Annotated in this window: 14 protein-coding genes; 7 read left to right on the top strand and 7 right to left on the bottom strand. The window is 41.1% G+C overall.

The window, feature by feature from the left end:
- Window positions 1–222 precede the first annotated feature (222 nt).
- Entirely contained in the window at window positions 223–426 is a 204-nt protein-coding gene (locus tag AB7E63_RS02830) for a hypothetical protein (RefSeq protein ID WP_428418671.1), read from the bottom strand.
- 239 nt (window positions 427–665) lie between these two features.
- On the opposite strand from AB7E63_RS02830, the gene AB7E63_RS02825 reads away from it, so the two are divergent.
- Window positions 666–1,592 (top strand): hypothetical protein, encoded by a 927-nt coding sequence (locus AB7E63_RS02825; protein WP_013925203.1) that lies wholly within the window; start codon window positions 666–668, stop codon window positions 1,590–1,592.
- Window positions 1,593–1,596: 4 nt separating this feature from the next.
- On the opposite strand, the gene AB7E63_RS02820 is transcribed toward AB7E63_RS02825, so the two are convergent.
- Together AB7E63_RS02820 and AB7E63_RS02815 are read right to left on the bottom strand one after the other, a co-directional pair.
- Window positions 1,597–2,292: an SDR family oxidoreductase gene (locus AB7E63_RS02820; protein WP_059359261.1), complete on the bottom strand. Its 696-nt coding sequence runs from the start codon at window positions 2,290–2,292 to the stop codon at window positions 1,597–1,599.
- A 26-nt stretch (window positions 2,293–2,318) separates the two neighbouring features.
- Entirely contained in the window at window positions 2,319–3,260 is a 942-nt protein-coding gene (locus AB7E63_RS02815; protein ID WP_006340624.1) for a potassium channel beta subunit family protein, read from the bottom strand.
- Window positions 3,261–3,416: 156 nt separating this feature from the next.
- Between AB7E63_RS02815 and AB7E63_RS02810 the strand changes: the two genes are divergently transcribed.
- From AB7E63_RS02810 to AB7E63_RS02795, 4 genes are all read left to right on the top strand, one after another.
- Window positions 3,417–4,631, top strand: coding sequence for a TolC family protein (locus tag AB7E63_RS02810; RefSeq protein ID WP_428418668.1), 1,215 nt, complete (start codon window positions 3,417–3,419; stop codon window positions 4,629–4,631).
- A gap of 8 nt (window positions 4,632–4,639) precedes the next feature.
- Complete coding sequence (locus tag AB7E63_RS02805; RefSeq protein WP_428418666.1) at window positions 4,640–5,860, top strand: efflux RND transporter periplasmic adaptor subunit; 1,221 nt, start codon at window positions 4,640–4,642, stop codon at window positions 5,858–5,860.
- 18 nt (window positions 5,861–5,878) lie between these two features.
- The gene (locus AB7E63_RS02800; protein WP_428418664.1) at window positions 5,879–9,088 is read left to right on the top strand and encodes an efflux RND transporter permease subunit; all 3,210 of its coding nucleotides are present in this window, start codon (window positions 5,879–5,881) and stop codon (window positions 9,086–9,088) included.
- A gap of 160 nt (window positions 9,089–9,248) precedes the next feature.
- Complete coding sequence (locus AB7E63_RS02795) at window positions 9,249–10,055, top strand: NUDIX hydrolase (protein WP_428418662.1); 807 nt, start codon at window positions 9,249–9,251, stop codon at window positions 10,053–10,055.
- A 208-nt stretch (window positions 10,056–10,263) separates the two neighbouring features.
- Here AB7E63_RS02795 and AB7E63_RS02790 read toward each other — a convergent pair whose 3' ends face one another.
- The 3 genes from AB7E63_RS02790 to AB7E63_RS02780 form a co-directional block, all read right to left on the bottom strand.
- Window positions 10,264–11,646, bottom strand: coding sequence for a recombinase family protein (locus tag AB7E63_RS02790; RefSeq protein WP_428418660.1), 1,383 nt, complete (start codon window positions 11,644–11,646; stop codon window positions 10,264–10,266).
- A gap of 143 nt (window positions 11,647–11,789) precedes the next feature.
- Window positions 11,790–13,511 (bottom strand): DUF927 domain-containing protein, encoded by a 1,722-nt coding sequence (locus tag AB7E63_RS02785; protein ID WP_428418658.1) that lies wholly within the window; start codon window positions 13,509–13,511, stop codon window positions 11,790–11,792.
- A gap of 33 nt (window positions 13,512–13,544) precedes the next feature.
- Window positions 13,545–13,808, bottom strand: coding sequence for a septation protein SpoVG family protein (locus AB7E63_RS02780; RefSeq protein ID WP_428418656.1), 264 nt, complete (start codon window positions 13,806–13,808; stop codon window positions 13,545–13,547).
- A 310-nt stretch (window positions 13,809–14,118) separates the two neighbouring features.
- Between AB7E63_RS02780 and AB7E63_RS02775 the strand changes: the two genes are divergently transcribed.
- The gene (locus AB7E63_RS02775; protein WP_428418654.1) at window positions 14,119–15,498 is read left to right on the top strand and encodes a hypothetical protein; all 1,380 of its coding nucleotides are present in this window, start codon (window positions 14,119–14,121) and stop codon (window positions 15,496–15,498) included.
- On the opposite strand, the gene AB7E63_RS02770 is transcribed toward AB7E63_RS02775, so the two are convergent.
- Window positions 15,469–16,104, bottom strand: coding sequence for a hypothetical protein (locus AB7E63_RS02770; protein WP_428418652.1), 636 nt, complete (start codon window positions 16,102–16,104; stop codon window positions 15,469–15,471). The two genes, AB7E63_RS02775 and AB7E63_RS02770, sit on opposite strands and share 30 nt — an antisense overlap.
- Window positions 16,105–16,485: 381 nt before the next feature.
- Here AB7E63_RS02770 and AB7E63_RS02765 point away from each other — a divergent pair, with 381 nt between their 5' ends.
- A complete protein-coding gene (locus AB7E63_RS02765) occupies window positions 16,486–20,436 on the top strand; it encodes a zinc-ribbon domain-containing protein (protein ID WP_428418650.1) in 3,951 nt (1,316 codons plus the stop codon).
- The last annotated feature ends 75 nt before the right edge of the window (window positions 20,437–20,511 follow it).

Genomic DNA, 20,511 nt, shown 5'->3' with positions numbered 1-20,511 from the left:
TCTGCTGAAATTCGCCAAGAACTTAAGGAACTAAAACCCCAAGAAGATCCGTGCATATGAAAAGTGGTTCCATTCCCTTCGATTTTTAAAATTTTTAAAGGTAGATATCTTTTAACTTGTATCAGCATGGATTCTATCATGGGCCTAATTCCAAATGTGTATTTTTTCTAACAAACTCTTTTCTCAATACTACATCTAAACCTCGGGGAGGCTGTGGTGGAGTTAATGTAAACGGGCTATCCCCGCAACGATTCCACTCGGCAGGCCTAAAAGGTTGGCAAAAGAAATACGGCCATCACTGTCATCCGTCGTTGAGCGGGGAATTTTAACCACTTCGTTCGAGGGTTCAGACGTGAAATCTTCTTCTGCCATCAAGGGGTTAAGGAGCAAAATTAGGCTGGCTAGTAGATTTAGAAAAGATCTCATGTCACCCTCTTCAAAATAAAAATGAATAAAACAGAGGGTTTATATTAAAATTGAAAATAGTAATCAACATTTTTCTCTATTTTCTCCAAATTCAAATATCAGGCTTAAAATGATTTTCGCAATTTTGGAATGATCGCTTCTCCAAAAAACAAAACATGATGCTCATCTAATTCTTGACGAGATGTTTTACTTCGTATACAAATAACTTCTTTTAGAACCTTTACCAAGTGGAGCTTCTCGTGAAATACCTAGTCCGCTTTCTCCTTCCGACACTTCTAATCTGCATGTCAACATTGCATGCTGATGTAGAAGAAACTGCAATTTCGACTGAGCAAATCACAAAAAATGCAGATGTCCAAGGAGGACCATTTACACTTCTTACGAGTTTTGATGCTGTTGCTCCTGCAAAGTTCACAAAAGACGAAATCGATCACCAAAAACTTCGGTTTCAACAGGGTGAGACTTCACTTAACGCGGTTGTCTATTACAATCGTGCCTGCGAGGAAGGCTTAGCTCTCGGCGTTGGTTACACCTATAATAAAATAGCATGGGACCAAAATCCTTTTTTTGATCAACAAAACTTTAATGCCTACAATGTGCTAATCACAGGCTTTACGAAACGTTTATGCGATTGGGACTGGAAAGCTCAAATTCTTTATGCCTTAGATATTGATCATCCCGATTTTGACGATTACTCCACTTGGGATTTACTTTTGTGGGGCCGCTATACCTATTCTTGTTTAGCGGGAATCCATTTAGGCTTTTATGCCCAAACAGGGATGGAAGCTGATCGCGTCGTTCCCGTCTTAGGTTTCGACTGGCAATTTAGTCGTGACTGGAAGCTAAATGCTGTTTTTCCAGTGAAAATGTCTCTTGTTTATACATTTGATCCGCATTGGTGCACGCTTGTGGCCGCACGTTTTTTTAGCGCACGCTGCCGTGTCGGTTCAAATGAACCTTTGGGAAAAGGCATTATTGAATATCGGAATGTGGGTGTGGAGTGGGCCATTAGATATGAATGGGATCCTTACATTACAGCAGATGCTCATATTGGTTATAGTTCAGGTGGAAAACTTAAAATTTCCAACCGCAATCACAACCATGCGACACACTTGAAATTTGACAGTGCGCCCTACGTTGGAGCAATGCTTAACTTCAATTTCTAATCGTCTACCAGTCTAGAGGCTGTCCATCACGGAAAAATCCGCCTGATGGACCGCCTGTAGGCAATAAGGCTCCCCAGACAATGCTTTTACCCCCCTCTTCTAGCGATCGCGGTGCACTTTCTCCTCCCATATCTGTTTTAACCCATCCTGGACATATGGAATTGACCAGTACATCAACGCCTTTCATTTTAGCAGCAAAGACACAGGTCACAGCATTTAAAGCCGTTTTCGAAATCGCATAGGCCTCGTATTCACCAGACATTTCACAAAGCTGGCCAGCACCACTTGAGACGTTGACGATACGCCCCCACTTTTGTCTATACATGACGGGAGCAAAAAGTTCACATAGATGATAGGCTCCAACCACATTTGTCTCGAGTGTTTCTCTTAAAATCACATCACGAGGTTTTGATTGATCGGCATCAATAAAAATAGCGGCATTGTTCACTAAAACATCTAAGTGTCCAATCTCTTTTAAAATACTATGAAAAAGCTCTTCAATACTTTTTGAGCTTGCAACATCTAGTGGATAGTAAGTTGCATTAATACCTTGTTTTCGCAATTCTTCAACTCTAGGTTTCCCCTTTGCAGGGTCTCGGCTTGTTAAAAGAATTTGAAATCCTTGAGCTCCTAGCTGTCGACACGTTTCTAATCCCAACCCCTTATTTCCGCCTGTCACAAGGGCGACTTTTTGATTCATGTTCTTTATCCTTAACCTTGCGTCATTCAACTTTGTAAAATACCTTCGATCGCCTGCATGACTTCATCGGTCAGCTGCAGCTTAACTTGTTCCGCTCCCAAATTTTCTTGTAGTTGAGGGATTGATGATGCCCCTAAGATTACAGAACTCACATGGGGATTTTTTAGGCACCAAGCAATGGCTAACTGAGATAAGGTGCAAGATAATTCGTGCGCGATTTTTTCTAATGCTTTCACTTTTGCAATTTTTTCTTTCGTCAATCGATTACGTAATTCTTCATGTCGGTACAGGCGACTTCCTGGAGGAATTTCTTCATTATATTTGCCTGTAAGAATGCCAGATTCAAGTGGACTCCAAATGGTGGTTCCCATTCCATATTTATGGTAAAGAGAGGCATATTCTTCCTCTACCCGTGCACGTTGAAACATATTATATTCTGGTTGCTCCATAGCTGGTGGAATAGCATGAATTGCCCGTGCAATCTGATGAGCTTCTTCGATATCTTCTGCACGCCATTCTGACGTGCCCCAATAAAAAGCCAATCCTGATCGTACTAAAACATCCATAGCCCTGACTGTTTCTTCAATGGGTGTAGTAGGATCTGGTCGATGGCAAAATAAAAGATCTACATAGTCAAGTTGTAGGCGACGTAATGACCCTTTTGTCCCTTCTACAAGATGTTTCCAGTTTAATCCTGTCGCATTGGGTCCTTTGCCTCCCCAAAAAATTTTTGTTGATATCACGAGGTCTTCTCTTCGCAGATCCTTTATAGCTTCTCCCATCAAAAGCTCAGAAGCGCCATTTGCATAAACTTCTGCATTATCAAAAAAATTGATCCCCGCATCAAAAGCCATTTTTAAGCACTGTCGGATGTTATTTAAATTTAAATTGCTTCCAAAAGTAATCCAGGATCCAAAAGATAGTTCACTGACCTTTAGACCCGCTTTTCCTAATCGTCTATATTCCATGTAAGTCCCCGCGTCTATTGATAACATGAGCCGATAGTACCAAATAAAAGATTTAAATCAACAAGAGCTCTCATTTTGATTATATTAAAATTTCAACTTTGATTTTTTTTTAGAATCTGACACAATCCGCTTTTGAACGAAACATAGTAGTTAAAAATGAACACTCGTTATTTATATTTTTTTCCACTCCTCGCTTTGATCAGCTTTCAGCCTATTTTAGGAGAGGATGTCGAAACATTCCCTCTTGATTTTGAAACAGCTTGGCAAAGAGTTTTACAAAGCTCACCTATGCTGCAAATTGCCAATGAGGAAACAGCGATCTGGCAAGCTGAGCAGAGGCAAGCGACCCTTTATCCGAATCCGCTATTTGTTCTCGAAGTCGACCATGACATGACCTATGCCGTATCTCAAATTATTGAACCTGCCGGGAAACGAGTCCAACGCTATCGAGTAGCCTCAAAAGGGAAATCCATAGCAGAGTGGACTGTGGAAATCCTATGTAGGGATTTACGTCAGGAGGTTTCCTTAGCCTTTCTCCACATTGCATTGATGCAAGAGAAAATGAAAATTGTGGATGAGCGTCGATTGCTCTCTGAAAAAATTCTACAAAGCTCAAATTCAAAAGTTGCCATAGGAAAAAAAGACTCCCTTCACGCCTGCAAAGCCCAAATCGCCCATCGATCAAGCCAATTAGCTTGTACGAAATTGCAAGCGAACTTTGATAAAATTAAGAAGGGACTTTGTATGAAATGGGGAAAGGTTGAGCCGGATTTTAAATCGGTTTCATACCCGTTATTTTCACTACCTTCCCCTCCACCCCTCGAGTATTTAGAGGGATTATTAAAAGAAAATCCTCGCTATTTGAAGGAAACAGATGGGGTCCATTTGGCTCTCGAAAGCTTACATTTGCAAAGGGAAGAAAGAGTCCCGAATGTCGAGGTAACAGCCGCTTACTCACTTGATGATGGTTTTTGTTTTGACTTCGCCATCCCACTACCTATTTTTAATCGTAATCAAGAAAACATTTGTAAAGCTAACCATCGCCTAAATCAAGCTCAATTGGCTCAAACCAAAGTGTATCAAGAATTACGAGCAGAATTTTTAGAGGCCTATCAACATTTCTCAACTGCCTATCAACATGCCAAGATGGTAGAAACAGAAATGCTTAATGAAGCCCTGCAAACCATGGAATTGACTGAAGAAGGTTATCAAAAAGGTAAAATCGGGTTTGGAGATTGGATGGAAATGAAAAATACCATTTTTGCACTGCGTGAAGAATATTTGGAATACTTAAGAGATTACCACGAGGCAAAAATACGTTTAGAAACTTTAATAGGAACAAACTTCCTATGCACACACCAACCTTATTAGGGTTAAAGATGAAAAATATTTTCGGTGTCATTATTGCGTTAGTCCTCATAGCGATCAGCTTGTTAGCAGCTTTTTCTCTTTGGGAAAAATCTCCCAATGAAAAACTTAAAGTTGAAGATGAAGATGATCATCATCACAACCACCACCATCATGCGCATGGTGATCATGAACACGATCATGACGATTTTATTACCTTTTCTAACGAACAAATCTTCTCTGGCAATATTTCTCTCGAAGAGGCTTCGTTTGGAACTTTAAAAGAAATGATTACCGCATCGGGTCGAATTCGAATGCATCCCGACAAAATCGCTTACATCGTTCCTAAAGTGAGTGGAATTGTCGTAGAAGCCAAAAAAAATGTCGGCGACACTGTTGCAGCAAATGAAATCTTGGCTGTTCTCGAAAGCCGTGAAATGGCAGAAGCCAAAGCCGTCTTTTTAGCTGCTCTTAAACGGGAAAGACTAAAAAATCGAGTATTCCAACAAGAAAAAGAGCTTTATGAAAAGAAACTCTCTTCCGAACAAGATTTCCTCCAAGCAGAAGCAAACTTTGAAGAAAGTGTCATTGATCTGGAACTCGCCAAACAACACCTTCTCGCGCTAGGCATTCGAGAGAATGAAGTGAACCAGCTCGATAAAGACACCCGTCCGCTACGTTACTACATGCTGCGGGCGCCCTTTGCAGGAACCGTTGTTCATCGTCACCTCACACCTGGAGAGTTGATTGAAACAACACATGAGGCCTATCAGATTGCAGACCTTTCAACTTATTGGGTGGAATTAGATATTCCGGCCACTGATTTTTACAAAGTAAAAGTCGGTCATCCTATTGTGTTGCAAACATGCGAAGGAAGAGAATCTCCTGCTGAAATTTCTTACGTCAGTCCTCTGCTGAACGAGGAAAATCGAAAGGGAACAGCTGTTGCACTCATTTCGCAAGATGCTTTAAATAGCCCAGCTGGAACGTTCGTATTTGCCCAAATTGAAACAGGTTGCTGCTCTCCTCCCCTTGTAATTCCCAAAGAAGCTGTCCAAAAGATGGAGGGGATGCAAGTGATTTTCGTTAAAGAAACAGCAGGCTTTCATATCCGACCAGTGGAAGTAGGTCGACAGGATAATAAACAAATTGAAATTATCTCAGGCCTATCTGCAGGTGAAATTTTTGCTGTCAAAAATGCCTTTTTAATCAAAGCAGAACAAGGAAAAGCAGAAGCTCATCATGAACATTAAAAATTGCAAGGACTGGGCATGATCGAAAAAATCATTAAGTTTTCTGTAACCAATCGCTATCTGGTTTTGATTTTAACGTTAATGGCAGCGGGTTATGGCCTTTATTGTTTGAAATATCTTCCGATCGATGCGGTACCTGATATCACCAATAATCAGGTCCAAATCAACACGGTAGCATCTGGATTTTCCCCCTCCGAAGTGGAAAAGCAGATTACTTTTCCGATAGAAAATAGCCTGTCCGGAATTCCTGGCTTAGAGACAACACGCTCGCTTTCTCGAAACGGATTTTCTCAAGTCACAGCTATTTTTGATGATCGTGTAAACATTTATTTTGCCCGTCAACAGATTGCTGAAAAACTAAATGAAGCTAAGGAAAGCTTGCCTGAAGGGATAGATCCTGCCATGGGTCCGATTGCCACCGGCTTAAGCGAAATCTACATGTGGACAGTAGAGTACGCACACCCAGATGGAATAGGAGCACATACTCAGCCAGGAAGGCCAGGCTGGCAAGGAAATGGTGCCTATCTAACTCCTGAAGGACAAAAACTTAAAACCTCGGCAGAATTAGAGGCCTATCTTAGAACCGTCCAGGATTGGATTATTCGCCCTCAACTTAAAAGAATCCCCGGTCTTGCTGAAATAGATTCGATTGGTGGATATACTTTACAGTATCATGTAGAACCTTCCCCTGAAAAAATGCTTGCATTGGGTGTTACCTTTCAAGATATTCTGCAAGCGCTGAAATCCAACAACCTGAACGTTGGTGCAGGCTACATCGAGCAAAATAGTGAAGCCTATGTTGTAAAAGGTGATGGACGGATCGAAAATCCAGAACAAATTGGTGAAATTACTTTAAGAGCTCATCATGGCACAAGTATAAAAATTCGAGATGTCGCAGATGTCGTGATTGGAAAGGAGCTGCGTTCGGGTAGTGCATCTGAAAATGGACGTGAAATTGTGATTGGCACAGCCATGATGTTGATCGGAGGCAATAGTCGCACCATTGCACAAGCTGTCGATCAAAAAATGCAGCATATCCAGCATAGTTTACCTCCCGATATTCGCACAACCACGGTCCTAAACCGCACCACGCTTGTAGATGCCACGATTGAAACGGTTATCAAAAATCTTGCCGAAGGTGCCCTGCTCGTGATTTGTATCCTATTTCTCATGCTGGGCAATTTTCGAGCAGCCTTTGTTACAGCCTGCGTTATTCCCCTTTCGATGTTATTAACTGCCGCCGGCATGCTGCATTCCAAAATTAGCGGAAACTTAATGAGCCTGGGAGCCTTAGACTTTGGATTGATCGTCGATGGCGCAGTCATTATCACTGAAAATTGTCTACGTCGCATAGCCCTTCATCAGCAACAATTAAACAGAACCTTGAATTTGCAGGAAAGATTGGATGAAATTTATGCCTCAGCAAAAGAAATGGTTCAACCGACAGTTTATGGGCAGCTCATAATCTTAATCGTCTACTTTCCTCTTCTAACCTTTTCGGGTGTCGAAGGTAAAATGTTTGAACCCATGGCTTTAACGGTCATTTTTGCTCTCATCGCCGCCTTCATTTTGTCGATTACCTTCATCCCCGCTTTGCTTGCCATTCTTTTAAGTACACGTGTGACGGAAAAAGAAAACTGGCTTGTGCTAACTTGCAAAAACGTCTATTGCCATTTTTTAGAAAAAGCCCTTCATCGCCCTTTAGCGGTTGCTTCTGTCGGTTCACTGTTCATTATCTGCTCTGCAGTCCTCTTTTTAGAACTGGGACAAGAATTTGTGCCTACATTGGATGAAAAAGATTTGGCCATCAACGTCTCTCGTATCCCTAGCACTTCCTTAACACAATCTACATCGATGCAGCTAGTTGTAGAAAAAACGTTAAAATCTTTTCCAGAAGTAGCCTTGGTTTTCTCTAAAACAGGTACAGCTGAAATGGCATCTGATCCCATGCCTCCCAACGTATCGGACACGTTTGTGATGCTAAAACCACGTTCTGAATGGCCAAATCCTTATCTTTCCAAAGCAGAATTGATCGAAAAATTGGAAAATGCCTTGGAAAAGCTTCCGGGAAACAACTATGAGTTTACACAACCGATTGAATTGCGCTTTAATGAACTGATTGCAGGGGTGAAAAGCGATGTAGCTGTAAAAGTATATGGAGATGATTTCGATCTCATGCAAAAAACGGCACATTCCATTGCTCATACGCTTTCAAAAATACCCGGAACGGCAGACGTTCAAGTTGCCCATACACATGGTTTACCTGTTTTACAAGTAAACGTCAAAAGAGAAGAAGCCAATAAGCTAGGCATTCCAATTGCAGATATTTTCGATCTAATTTCCATTGCAGTGGGAGGAAGCAAAGCTGGAATTCTCATGCAAGGAGATCGAAGTTTTGACCTTCTTGTTCGTTTACCAGAACATTTAAGACATGACGTCACTGCCATTGGTAATTTACCTTTGCCATTGCCCCATCTGAGTCCTATGTCCATTCCTTTAAGAGAAGTGGCCATGTTGGACTTAACAGAAGGACTGAATGAAATTAGCCGTGAAGATGGAAAGCGCATCGTGACTGTCCAAACGAATGTACGTGGGACGGATTTAGGTTCATTTGTCAAGCAGGCAAAAGAAAAAATTCAAACAGAGGTTTCGATTCCTCCCGGATATTGGTTAGAATGGGGAGGTCAATTTGAACATCTGATCTCATCTCGTGAACGTTTATTCCTCGCGATTCCTCTATGCTTTTTTCTGATTTTCCTGCTGCTATTAAGCGCCCTTCACTCAGTACGTGAATCGCTCGTTGTTTTCACAGGTGTGCCATTTGCTTTAACAGGAGGAATCGCATCCTTATGGCTCTGCGGAATACCTTTCTCCATTTCAGCTGCTGCTGGATTTATCGCGCTATCAGGAATTGCCGTTTTGAATGGCTTGGTGATGATGTCATGCATTCAACAACTCATGAAAGAAGGAATGCCAACTTTAGAAGCGATTTTTAAAGGCGCTTTAATACGATTCAGACCCGTTTTGATGACTGCATTAGTCGCTTCGCTTGGTTTTCTCCCCATGGCACTTGCCACAGGTACAGGAGCTGAGGTTCAGAAACCGCTCGCCATCGTCGTGATTGGAGGCCTAATCACCTCGACATTTTTGACCCTTTTCGTCCTGCCTGTTTTATGCAAGCTATTCCTGCGCCCTAATCATCAGGCTGCCAAGGGTCTCGAACAGTAAATGGGATATTTTGTGAGAGCTGCAACAGCTATCCCAACATATCCCACTGGTCCAGTCGTCTTGTGCTGTAGAAATGAATTGGCTTGGAGATTTTAATAGATGATTTTACGTAGCATACTTGATCAATAATAAAACCTCTTTGACTTAAGGACAATGGCCAATGCAAGCTTTGTTTTCATTTACGCTTACCTTTATCCTCACTTGTCATGCTTTATTCACGTTTGTCCAAGCTGGAGAAAGTTCTAGAAGACAATATTTTGAACTCCTGGAGAATTTTCCAAAGTTAATCGAATCTCAAGGAAATTATGCCGATGGTGAAATCCAAATTGTCTTAGATGCACAAGAAATGGCTTTAATTGAAGAAAGTACGGCAAGGGATGTTGGAGTTATAGTGAAGGATAAGTATTGGTTATGGATTAATGATGCGTGCATATTTCCGAATGGGAAAAAAGGCGTGTATGGAAGAATTTTATGGGTTAACTCTTTAGAATCATGTCCTGGAGTAGCAGTAATGCCCGTTATGTCTAACGGTAAAATTATTTTAAATTGCAATTATCGTCATGCGACGCGTTCTTGGGAAATCGAACTTCCTCGAGGTGGCATAAACTTCGGAGAAAAGGTAGAAGCTGCGGCCAAGAGAGAAACTATCGAAGAAACGGGAATGTTGGTTGATGACTTGCTGCTGCTAGGAAAAATTCCTCCGGATACCGGTTTAACAAGTGCTGTTGTTCCAATTTATATGGCAAAAGTAATTGGTGATCAGCCTCCTCAACGTGAAGATTCGGAAGCGATCGAAGAAATTTTATGTTTGACCCTATCTGAAATAAAGCAGGCTTTTATACAGGGTTACTATGAACATAAAGTAAGAGGGATACAAAAACAAATCCCATTTAGAGATCCGTTTCTTGCTTACGCAATCCTAATGTATGAACTTAAAACCAATATTAATGGTAGTAAGGACCTATGACAAATAGCCATATTAGCGAGTTTGGCAGGGTTTGCACTTAAATTGCTCCAATAACAGCAGGAAGAAGTGAAGGCTATTTTTATGAAATAGGACTCATAACCCGCTGGTCCTTGGTTCAAGTCCAAGTTGCCCCATTCTTTTGGACGATTCTTAAAATCCAGCATCGTTAAGAACGGTTCTCTCACTGAGAATGAGAGACTTCCGTCTTTCAATTGCAAGTTCTGAATACTAAATCTAAAAGTTGACGTTTTTCGTCCACTTCAGAACTTTCAAAGATTTCCCTAGCTCTTGTAGCCAGGTTCATAACCATATTGGCTGTAACATAGAAATTGTGATCGGCCTTTTCATGGCGCGTCATTTGTTCGGTTAGCTCTACTTGGCGGGATTTGTAGTCTTTAACCTTATCCAGATACATTTTCTCGTCAATAAGGCCATCAAGCTTGTCGTCGTACATCTGGTTAATCCGTTTTTGAACGCGATCTTGCTCTTTTCGTAAAGCTGTTAAGCTTTCGGTATGGAAAAGACTTTCGGACTCATGGATTTTCTTGAGATAGCTTGTCACTTCAGCAATTTGTTTCTCACTCAGAGCAATATGATCAAAATACTGGGATAGAGACTCAACCAAAGGCTCCTCTCGTTTATAGACTTTTTTACAAATCCCCTTGGCATTCGTGCAGCTGTAGTAAATATAACGCTTTTTATGAATTTCGGGAGTTACGGTACATCCACAATGATCGCAGGTAATCAAGCCCCGAAGAATAAACGGCTCGCTGATCTTTTTATGAGGCTTTTTATGATATCCAGCAGCTACGTCCTGTGCTTGTTGATATAGAGCTGTTGAAATAAGAGGCTGATAGTGGTGCTCTGCTAATCCATATTTTGTCTTCATCGTACCACAGTAAAATGGATTTTTGAGAATAGAGTCGACTTGAGATTTACCCACTTTTTTTCCTTTTCTTGTGCGTAGCCCGTCCTTTTCGGCTTCTTCTGCCAGCTTTAAGAGTGAATAATTTCCAGTCGCATAAAGCTCAAAAAGCTTAACAATAAACGGAGCCCTATCAGGATCAGGGACAATTGTCTTTTCGCCTTGTTCGTTCAGCACATGAAGGTACCCTAACGGGGATAAGCCTATTGATGTTCCGTTTTTCGCTGCTTGCTCTTTACTACGTTTCACGTTGTCACTCAATTGAAGAACATAGCTTCGAGCAAACATGACTCCCATATCCCAACAAAGAATTTGAGCTGAATTTGATTTTACGTTTAGCACAAGCCCCTCACGCATAAAGTGAATCTCAACCTTTCCCTCTTTGCGGAGTTCTTCTAAAACCACAGACTCTTTAAAGCTACGCTGGACTCTATCAATGGTATCAGCAACTAAGGCGATAATTTCTTTGGATTTCCGAATTTGCACAAGAATCTTTTCAAATTCTTTTCGAGTATCCTTGGTAGATGATTCTGTGATTTTAAAAACCTGATCAACGATAAGCCCTTTTCTCTCGGCGTATTCTCGCAGACGCCGTTCTTGAGCAGGTATCGATTGTCCTTCCTCTTGTTCTTTGCTCGAGACTCGAGCGAGCAATATCGCTTTCATATTTAAACCCTTGTTACATCTTTAATTGAGGGACTATTGTATCAGTTTTCTTCAACTTTCTCGAGCTAATTTTAAGGTGAGATTTGTGAGAAAGTGAGATTTATTTCTCACATTCTCACCAGTATCACCACTCTTGAATAGCTTCATACAGTTTCTTCTTTTCCCACTGGGACTTTTTCAAATCGGTAGCATCTTACACTCCCCATGCCAGGAAGCCCTTCAGTACGGGTTGATCTTCCATCGCTGGACGGCCTTAAATAACCCTTTTTAATAAGCAGTTTAGAGGCATGCCTCCAGTCAATCCCCTGACAGAGTTCATTTTTAAACACCTCTTCAAAAACATAATACTCCGTTCGAGTTCCCTCGATTTTTTTGAAACCTGCTCGATTGTATGTTTTGGAATCGTCATCATGCCAGCCAGTGAAGCGACTGTTGCCGTGCATTTCAAAGAAAAGTTGAATCGTTGCGATGACTTTCTTTTCCTCTAAATCTTGATCATCACCTCGGTGTGCAAGCCAATCCTGAAAGCATTTACCCGAGGCAGCTATTGCGGAACCTTTTTGCCATGGAATAATACCAAAATGAATGGCTAGCTCACCTCCTGCTGCTACAAGCCCAAAACGACGACCGACTCGCTTTACTTGACCAGATGATCTCTTAGAGACATATTCCTCGACGAAGCTATCTATCGTGGCATCTACCGCATCTCTAACCACTTGAAAATCTCCTGATAAATGGTAGATGTATTTAGGTCCCGCTGCACCATGACATTCCCTTGTTGCTGCCTTAATGGCATCCGAAAACGCAGCTCCATCAACATAACCATGCAGTGACTCAAATACCCCGTACATTCCAAGATCAGCTGGGATATCAGCTATACGTGTCTCCTGACCTGCTTTAGCCTTTTTACCATCTTCAAGCATGTGCTGAGCAAGACTGATCTCTCCAGTGGACAAAAAGAGACAGCGAAATTTTGCCTTATCTCTAGCTCCCCCAGTTTTGTCTGCTCTTGCTTTGCCAGTGCCATTGCCTAACATATAAGCAACTTCCCCAGCATCTTTGGGATTAATTTCTCCCATCTCATCTAAAGGCAGCAGAAGATCGTTATACATTTTTGCTGTAGCTTCCAATCCATTTGCAGTAGCTCTCCATCGTTGGATATAGTCCTTCCCACCAAATAAGGAAGCTGCAACATCAAGAGCGGTTGTTTTTCCTGTACTACTTGCGCCGCGTAGATGAAAGCCACCATTTTCCTCATGGCAGATACCTAAAAGGGGCCCTGCAAATGCCGCGCTAAGAGAAAACATTAAGCGAGAGTTGCCAATACATGGAGCAGCTATGCGGTTTTGCCATTCCTCTATACTTCCCAATGAATGAAAAATAGGCTGCCCTATCTGTGGACCTAGAAATAAAACCTTTTCGCCAGCCTGTTTTCCTATGGGTCCATCTGGAAGGACATAGAATTGGCCATGCCATCCAGTTCTATCAATAGTTCTTACACGATCAATCGGATCACATGATAAAAGATATCTGGTCAGAAGCTCTTTCGCCCTCTTGTCTTCACCGATTTTTAGTCCCATGGACAAAAGAGTCCTTCTTACCTCGCTGCCGTCACCTGCGAGCAGCTCTTGAGGCATAAGCCATTCATGCACTTTGCCGTCAGGATCGAGGAACTCGAGTAGTTTGGAATAGTTCTCATGACGATCATTTCGTGCATAGGCAAGCACATATAGCGGAGCGCACACAAATGTTTTTTGAACTTCATTTTGTCTTGTGATAAGAAACCAGACTCCTTTTTGGTTGATTTCAAATCCCTCAGCAAGGAGATAATTGATGCCTTTTAATTTAGATTGTTTGGGGGACATAAGTTTTACCTCTCTGTTACATTTTTTTGATATTTATAGACCCATAACCTCTTCAGCTTTACTGCAAATAGCCTCTTCAATCTCTTTACTCAGAGAAGGCTCAGTTGGATGGAAAATCGTAAGATTTTGTTCACCAACTTTCCGAGTGGGATAGGTGATCCTATAGCCCTTTCCGTCTCGCCTTTTATGGACACCGATGGAATTGACGTAGAATTGATGATCAATCTCCACGCAGGCAAAGGCCATCAGGCCGTTTTGGGGTCTGATCGGAAGTAGTTCCACTTTGGTTATGCACATAAGGCTCCTGATTGTTACGTTGATCTATTCGCATAAGAAGATCGAAAAATAGAAAAAGGCGATCTGAAGATTCTTCAGACTGTCTTTCAAACGAAATCGATCTTTTACACTTTTGCTTTTTCATACCCCTATTGTCGTGTATCTTCTTGCGAGATACAAATTTTGGGAACAAATGGGAAAATTCCCAAAATAGGTGGGGTTTTTTTGGAAAATCTTAGGGAAAAATCGTCAAATAGATGTAATTTTCTGTTACAGAAAAATCTCTATACATACCATTTTAAATAGAGATGTAAAAAAGTTGTAAAAACACATGCACGATCAAGCTCAAAAGCTGCCACCTCTTCTCGGTCCGTTGTCATGCTTTCTAAAGGAAGCATTGCAAGAAACCGATCCATATAGCTTTTTTCGTAACGTTTGCAAAGAAACAATGCCTTTGATTTTACAATGTCCTCTACTGGAACCGATTAGAAATCAATTTGAAACCAAAAAACAAGAGCATTTAACTATAATATCTCGGCTAGAAAACGCTGCAAAGCGACAAGTGCGGGATTCCTACAAAAAACTTGTCGCTTGTATAAAGGACAGTGCAATCGCAAAGGGACAATATGTCTCGAAGTGTCTATCCAAAATTGATCGATTACTAAACAACGCTATTGAGGAACGATATTGCGCTCAAAAAGATTATGAAATGGCCCATGAATACATGAAAGATGTTTGTTGTGAAATAGTTGAAAAAGGCCATGGGTCTCTAATTGCGGAATTCGTAGATATCGCCTCCAGGGATAAACAAGTAATAAATCTGGAAGAAACTAGGAATCGTCATCAGCTAACTCCCTTGAAGAAGCGAGATATGGCGTCATTCACCCTTATCCAAGAGCATTATGTAAAACGAATAAAGTTTGCACCTGCTATAACAAAGCTTCAAGAAGCTAGATTTTCGTTATTTGATCCAAAATCAGAGGAGTTGTGGGTTGTATATCATCATCTTTGCATAGCACATTGGGCATGGAATACTTCCAAATCATATTTTACGGACAAATCTCTAAAGTATGAGACTCCGTTAGGCAGATCAAAATCTATAATTTGCCTGGAACTACACTCTCGTTGGTATGAAATGCAAGCGATGAAACAAAGAAACTATTCGGGACCTGAACAATCTTTGTTTCCCTTAAAGCGATACAAAAATCATTTGTTGAGATTGGAAAACCATATAGCTAGGGAGCTGTTCAAACACGATCCTGAATTATATCAAAATCAAAGTAAAAATGATGTGCCCTATCAATACCATTTATACCTTGATTACAAAGCACTTTGGTTCGCAATTGAATGGAAGAAAGGGCAAGAACCCAACTGCTACTTGATAGCCAAGCCTAACGATTCCTCAATTACACATCAATTCATTCAGCAAATTTCAAAAGCTGAAGCTGAAACAATGATAAAAGCACCTGCTAGAAGTGCAGCTGATTTAATGGAGCGTTCCAATCTTAGTGGCGAAATTAGAAAAATATTCTTTGGTAAACCTTCTACTTATGAAGTTAAGTTTAACGGACAAAATGTCTTAGGAGAAGCCACAGATGGAGTAAACACAAACCAGCTTGTGAAAGAAGTCTCCGAGCTCCATCAAGGTTACGGCTCACCAGAACCGCCTTCTTTTCTGTTATCAAAAATTCCCGTAAAGTCGACTTCCTAGTACTTCTGCGGCTCCAATCGCAGACCCATACTTATCAAGTATTTTATTCACAGATCGATGATTTCGCAAGCTGAAGAAGTTTGCGATTTCTCGTTTTTCATCAAGCTCAGAAAGCTTCACTCGCAATTGTTCAAATGTCTTTTTTCGCATCCACTTTGGCTTTGTCCATGCATCATTATTGAGCTTATTTTTGACCGACTGCAGTTTTCTATACAACCGATAGGAGAAGGTGGCATTTTGACTCGAATACACCATGCCTAAACAAACACGACAAACTGGAATTGTCCCATCAAGAACATATAGGGACCTCACACACTTGTTACATGCAGGACAAAGGGCATAGTAGCGATAACCACCGTAGTGGCATGGAAAGGCACTAATTTCGATCTCTGAAACGTCAAGAGGGAGTTTTTCGTCGTGTTCCAAATGGATCGAAGATGGATGAATTTCACACTTCAGCTTACCCAAAATAAATTGATTATTGGGATCGCCTCTCTGTGCACGAATCAATTTGGAGACTGGCATTTCTGGCAGGCTGATGATATATCTCTTTTTGCTTCGCCATGCTTTACGTCTCGTTCCCTTTCCGCTGCCTATCCCGCCCATATAAATTTAACCTGATTTTATCCGAAATCTATAAACTAACTTAAAAAAAAGCATATATCAACGTATAATAATACTACGATATCAATTCTCTTGGATCAATCTTTAACCACGAACTATTCCTTGGGGGCACTTCCAAATCCCTCTTCCAAATCCCTTTAGAATTGAAAAAGATCATCATTGCGTGTATTATTGCGTATTATTACAAATTAATTTCATTAATAGTGTGAAATTAAAAATTTTAAATTAACTCTACTTTTAATTTGCATGGCAAAAAATGAATAACTTATTCTCAGCTGAATGGAATACCACATCAGAGCGCCATCTTACAGGGATGAACTTAAGTGCATACGACGATGCCTTCATCAATATAGGAGCTGAAGAATGAGCTCGAAAAAAAAACCAGGAACAACTGCTAAACAAACTATCGGTGATTTCCCCCTACTTAAAGAACAATGGCATCCTACAAAAAATGGAGTTCTATTGCCCAATCAAGTTGCTGCAGGCTCTCATAAAAAACTTTGGTGGAAATGTCCTAAGGGTCCTGATCATGAATGGGAAGCAGCTGCTTATAGCAGGGTGTCAGGAAAAGGATGTCCCTGTTGCTCTGGGAGACAGGTATCCGTCACTAATTCTCTCTTAATTCTATTTCCAAATATCGCACAACAATTCCACCCAACAAAAAACGGACAAACGAAAGTAAATGACATTCCATCTGGTTCTGCAAAAAAATATTGGTGGAAATGCGACAAAGGTCCAGATCACGAATGGGAAGAAACGCCATCTAGAAGAACTATTGGAAAAAGGAATTGCCCTCACTGTGCCGGGAAAAAAGTATCTGCGACCAATTCTTTGGTTGTTCTATTTCCTGAAATATCAAAGCAATTTCATCCTACAAAGAATGGTTCATTACAATCAAATCAATTGACGGTCGGATCGGGTAGAAAAATTTGGTGGAAATGCCCTAATGGACCCGACCACGAATGGGATGAAACACCTTATAATCGGGCTATTAATAATTTAGGGTGTCCCTGTTGTTCTGGGCGACAATTATCTATTACCAACTCTCTTCAAGCCAAATATTCTGAAATTGCCAATCAATTCCATTCTACAAAAAATAATGGTCTTACAGCTGATAAAGTGCTTGCGGGTTCTGCAGTAAAATATTGGTGGAAATGCGACAAAGGTCCAGACCATGAATGGGAGGCAACAGCAAATGAACGAACAAGTAATAAATCTGGTTGTCCTCATTGCGCTGGTTTGAAACCTTCTTTAACAAACACTCTCAAAGCAATACACCCTGAAATATTTGCGCAATTACATCCAACAAAAAATAACGGAATTATTGCCGAAGAAATCGTAGCAGGTTCTCATAAAAAACTTTGGTGGAAATGTCCCAAAGGTCCTGATCATGAATGGGAGGCTCGTCCCGCGGATCGAACAAAACCTAACGGGACTAACTGTCCTTGTTGCGCTAATAAGAAGGTATCTGTCACTAACTCTCTTGCCTCTCTATATCCCCTTATTGCTAAGGAATTACATCCAACAAAAAATGAGGGGTTTACTGCAGAACAACTTATTGCTGGGTCTAATGACAAGGTATGGTGGCAATGTTTGAAAAACCCTAGTCATGCATGGGAAGCTCAGATAATCGACCGCACAAAACCTGATGGTACCGGATGCCCTCTATGCAACGGTGGCACCACTATTGAAGTTCTACGAATTTTTGTAAAATCGCTTATTAATCACATCGAATTTTTCACTCCTGCTGAACGCTACATGATTTTTCAACAGGCAGGCATATTAAAATGCACTGGTCGCGCAAAAGATTTAATCAAAGCAATAACAACTGGGCGCTTTCCTCACGAAGAGCTTGAGAAATTCTCTGCTGGTCAGGATTCACTCGCCGACCAATTTATTAATGGTGAAATAAATTCTTGTGCAACACTAGCTGATAGCTTAAATTCCGATGATATCAATCAAGTCACAGTTAATCCTGAAGAAAATCCCCTCGAAATTCTTTTGGATACCGAGTCAGATTTACCCATCATTAACACTCATCAATCTCTAGAATCAATAGATAGAGCAGTTCAATTGGTATCCATGGATAGCGAGGCTATTGAATTCCTTTTGGCTTCTAAAACAACCCAATTGTGGCAACATGCCTTTCAAAATAAGGTACAAGCTCGTGAACAAGCTCAAACATTCAGAGGTACCGAATATTCCGAACGAGTAAGAGATAGGTTCTTAGCCGACTTAGATGCAGCAGAAAATCTTGAATTGCCTAAGAACTATTCATTCCGCATTAAGGGAAAGCTTACACAACCCAATCTAATGCAACTTCTTATAGCTTCGCAGTTAAAACAGAGAACTGGACTTGGAAATTGGAGCGGCACGGGAACTGGGAAAACTCTCTCTGCCATATTAGCCAGTCGTGCCATTAATGCCCGTCTTACTATTGTGTGCTGTCCAAACCCTGTAGTAGGAAGCTCAAAAACAGGTCGTGGTTGGGCTGATGAAATTGTTTCCATCTTCCCAGATAGCAAAGTACAAATCAAAACACTTTCCCCTGAGTGGCAAGCACATGATATTCATAAATACCTCATTATTAATTACGAACAATTACAAAAGCCTGAAGCGTCTCCCCTCATCCGCAAGTTAATAGATCAAAATTCAATCGATATGATTATCATTGATGAAATTCACTACGCAAAGCAGAGAAAAAAGGAAAATCTCTCTCTTCGTAGAGAACTTCTTACAACTCTTATCATACTAGCACGACAACAAAACCCTAATCTGCGAGTGCTCGGTCTATCCGCTACTCCCATCATTAATAACCTCCAAGAGGGGAAAAGCCTCTTAGAAATGATAACAGGGGTCCAATACCCTGAACTCGAAACCAAGGCAACCATCCCTAATTGTCACAAACTGCACCAACAATTAGTCATTCATGGCTATCGATGGAGGCACAACTATGCTCAAGAATTCGTTGAAAAACGGATTGAAGTGGATTGTTCTCAATATATTGAGAAAATCCGGGCCCTTGGAAAAAATACTCCTCCCTATGATATCGATGAGCTGCTCACAGAAGCTCGATTGCCTATTATCAGGGAAAACTGCTCTACTGGGAAGAAAACCCTTATCTACACCCACTATGTTGAGGGCATCACTGAAAAACTAGCTTCTACTCTTCGAGCTGATGGACACGTTGTGGGATTCTATACCGGTGAAGATAAAACAGGGCTTGAACCTTTTCTAAAAGGAAATGTGAACATTCTTATTGGCTCTTCTGCCATCGCAACGGGTATAGACGGGCTACAAAACGTCTGCGATCAACTTATCGTTAATATCTTGCCCTGGACAAGCTCTGAATACGAACAGCTTACTGGTAGGATTGCTAGACAAGGACAGCAATCCAGTTCCGTCACTATAGTGCTTCCTATTACATACGCTCATATTAATGGAACTCGCTGGTCATGGGAGGAGTCAAAACTCAGCAGAATTAAGTGGAAAAAAGACGTTGCAAGCGCAGCAGTGGATGGTGTTATTCCTGAAGGACATCTACAAACTCCTGAGCAAACAACCAAATATCTCTTAGATTGGCTTGAACGGCTTTCCTCTGGATCGGTAAATATGATCGAACGCTCTTCTCTACTAATCTCCCCATTTGTAGATTCTCCATCCGAGGAAACAAGAAGATTAGCAAAATATGGCGACCTCTCTAAACTAAACCAACTATGGAATGTGAGTCTCAGTGCTACAACACACACCCGATTAAAAGAAAATCCCGAAGAATGGCATCACTACCATCACCTCTATCGATCCGCAAGAGAATCTTGGACTGTTATTCCCTATGAAGAGATGATTCATTGGTGCCAAGAACGCACAGGTTTTAACTATAAAATCGGAGATTTTGGATGTGGAGAAGCCAAATTAGCTGAAGCGATAAATGGTACGCACACCATCTATTCATTTGATCACATCGCCATCAATGATAACGTCATCGCATGCGATATGGCTTGTGTCCCACTGGAAGATGAAATCTTAGACGTAGCCCTTTTTTCCTTATCTCTAATGGGTAAAAACTTCTCCGATTATCTAAAAGAGGCCCATAGAACACTCCGCCTCGACGGAATTCTTATCATCTTTGAGCCAACCTCTCGATTCATAGACGACAAGGGTACCGACCATTCCGCCCAATTCGCAAAAGACTTAGAACAGTTTGGATTTTCAGGTGGCACAGTAGAAACAATTGGTCTATTTACCCGCATTCAAGCAATAAAGCGCTTCAAGAACCCGAGAAATGACATAAGCATCTCATTTAAAAATAGATGATCTGATTACACCTTATCAATATTGACAAGGATTATCATCATACAATAGACTGCTTCTCTTTGAAATCCTATCAGG

Origin of the sequence: Parachlamydia sp. (assembly GCF_050255895.1) — a bacterium.
Taxonomy (GTDB): Bacteria; Chlamydiota; Chlamydiia; order Chlamydiales; family Parachlamydiaceae; genus Parachlamydia; species Parachlamydia acanthamoebae.
This window is presented reverse-complemented; position numbering and strand designations above follow the sequence as displayed.

Excerpts from the sequence above, each read along its gene's own strand:
- AB7E63_RS02830 (WP_428418671.1), bottom strand. The coding sequence starts at position 426 with ATGAGATCTTTTCTAAATCTACTAGCCAGCCTAATTTTGCTCCTTAAC.
- AB7E63_RS02820 (WP_059359261.1), bottom strand. The coding sequence starts at position 2,292 with ATGAATCAAAAAGTCGCCCTTGTGACAGGCGGAAATAAGGGGTTGGGA.
- AB7E63_RS02815 (WP_006340624.1), bottom strand. The coding sequence starts at position 3,260 with ATGGAATATAGACGATTAGGAAAAGCGGGTCTAAAGGTCAGTGAACTA.
- AB7E63_RS02810 (WP_428418668.1), top strand. The coding sequence starts at position 3,417 with ATGAACACTCGTTATTTATATTTTTTTCCACTCCTCGCTTTGATCAGC.
- AB7E63_RS02805 (WP_428418666.1), top strand. The coding sequence starts at position 4,640 with ATGAAAAATATTTTCGGTGTCATTATTGCGTTAGTCCTCATAGCGATC.
- AB7E63_RS02800 (WP_428418664.1), top strand. The coding sequence starts at position 5,879 with ATGATCGAAAAAATCATTAAGTTTTCTGTAACCAATCGCTATCTGGTT.
- AB7E63_RS02795 (WP_428418662.1), top strand. The coding sequence starts at position 9,249 with ATGCAAGCTTTGTTTTCATTTACGCTTACCTTTATCCTCACTTGTCAT.
- AB7E63_RS02790 (WP_428418660.1), bottom strand. The coding sequence starts at position 11,646 with ATGAAAGCGATATTGCTCGCTCGAGTCTCGAGCAAAGAACAAGAGGAA.
- AB7E63_RS02785 (WP_428418658.1), bottom strand. The coding sequence starts at position 13,511 with ATGTCCCCCAAACAATCTAAATTAAAAGGCATCAATTATCTCCTTGCT.
- AB7E63_RS02780 (WP_428418656.1), bottom strand. The coding sequence starts at position 13,808 with ATGTGCATAACCAAAGTGGAACTACTTCCGATCAGACCCCAAAACGGC.
- AB7E63_RS02775 (WP_428418654.1), top strand. The coding sequence starts at position 14,119 with ATGCACGATCAAGCTCAAAAGCTGCCACCTCTTCTCGGTCCGTTGTCA.
- AB7E63_RS02770 (WP_428418652.1), bottom strand. The coding sequence starts at position 16,104 with ATGGGCGGGATAGGCAGCGGAAAGGGAACGAGACGTAAAGCATGGCGA.
- AB7E63_RS02765 (WP_428418650.1), top strand. The coding sequence starts at position 16,486 with ATGAGCTCGAAAAAAAAACCAGGAACAACTGCTAAACAAACTATCGGT.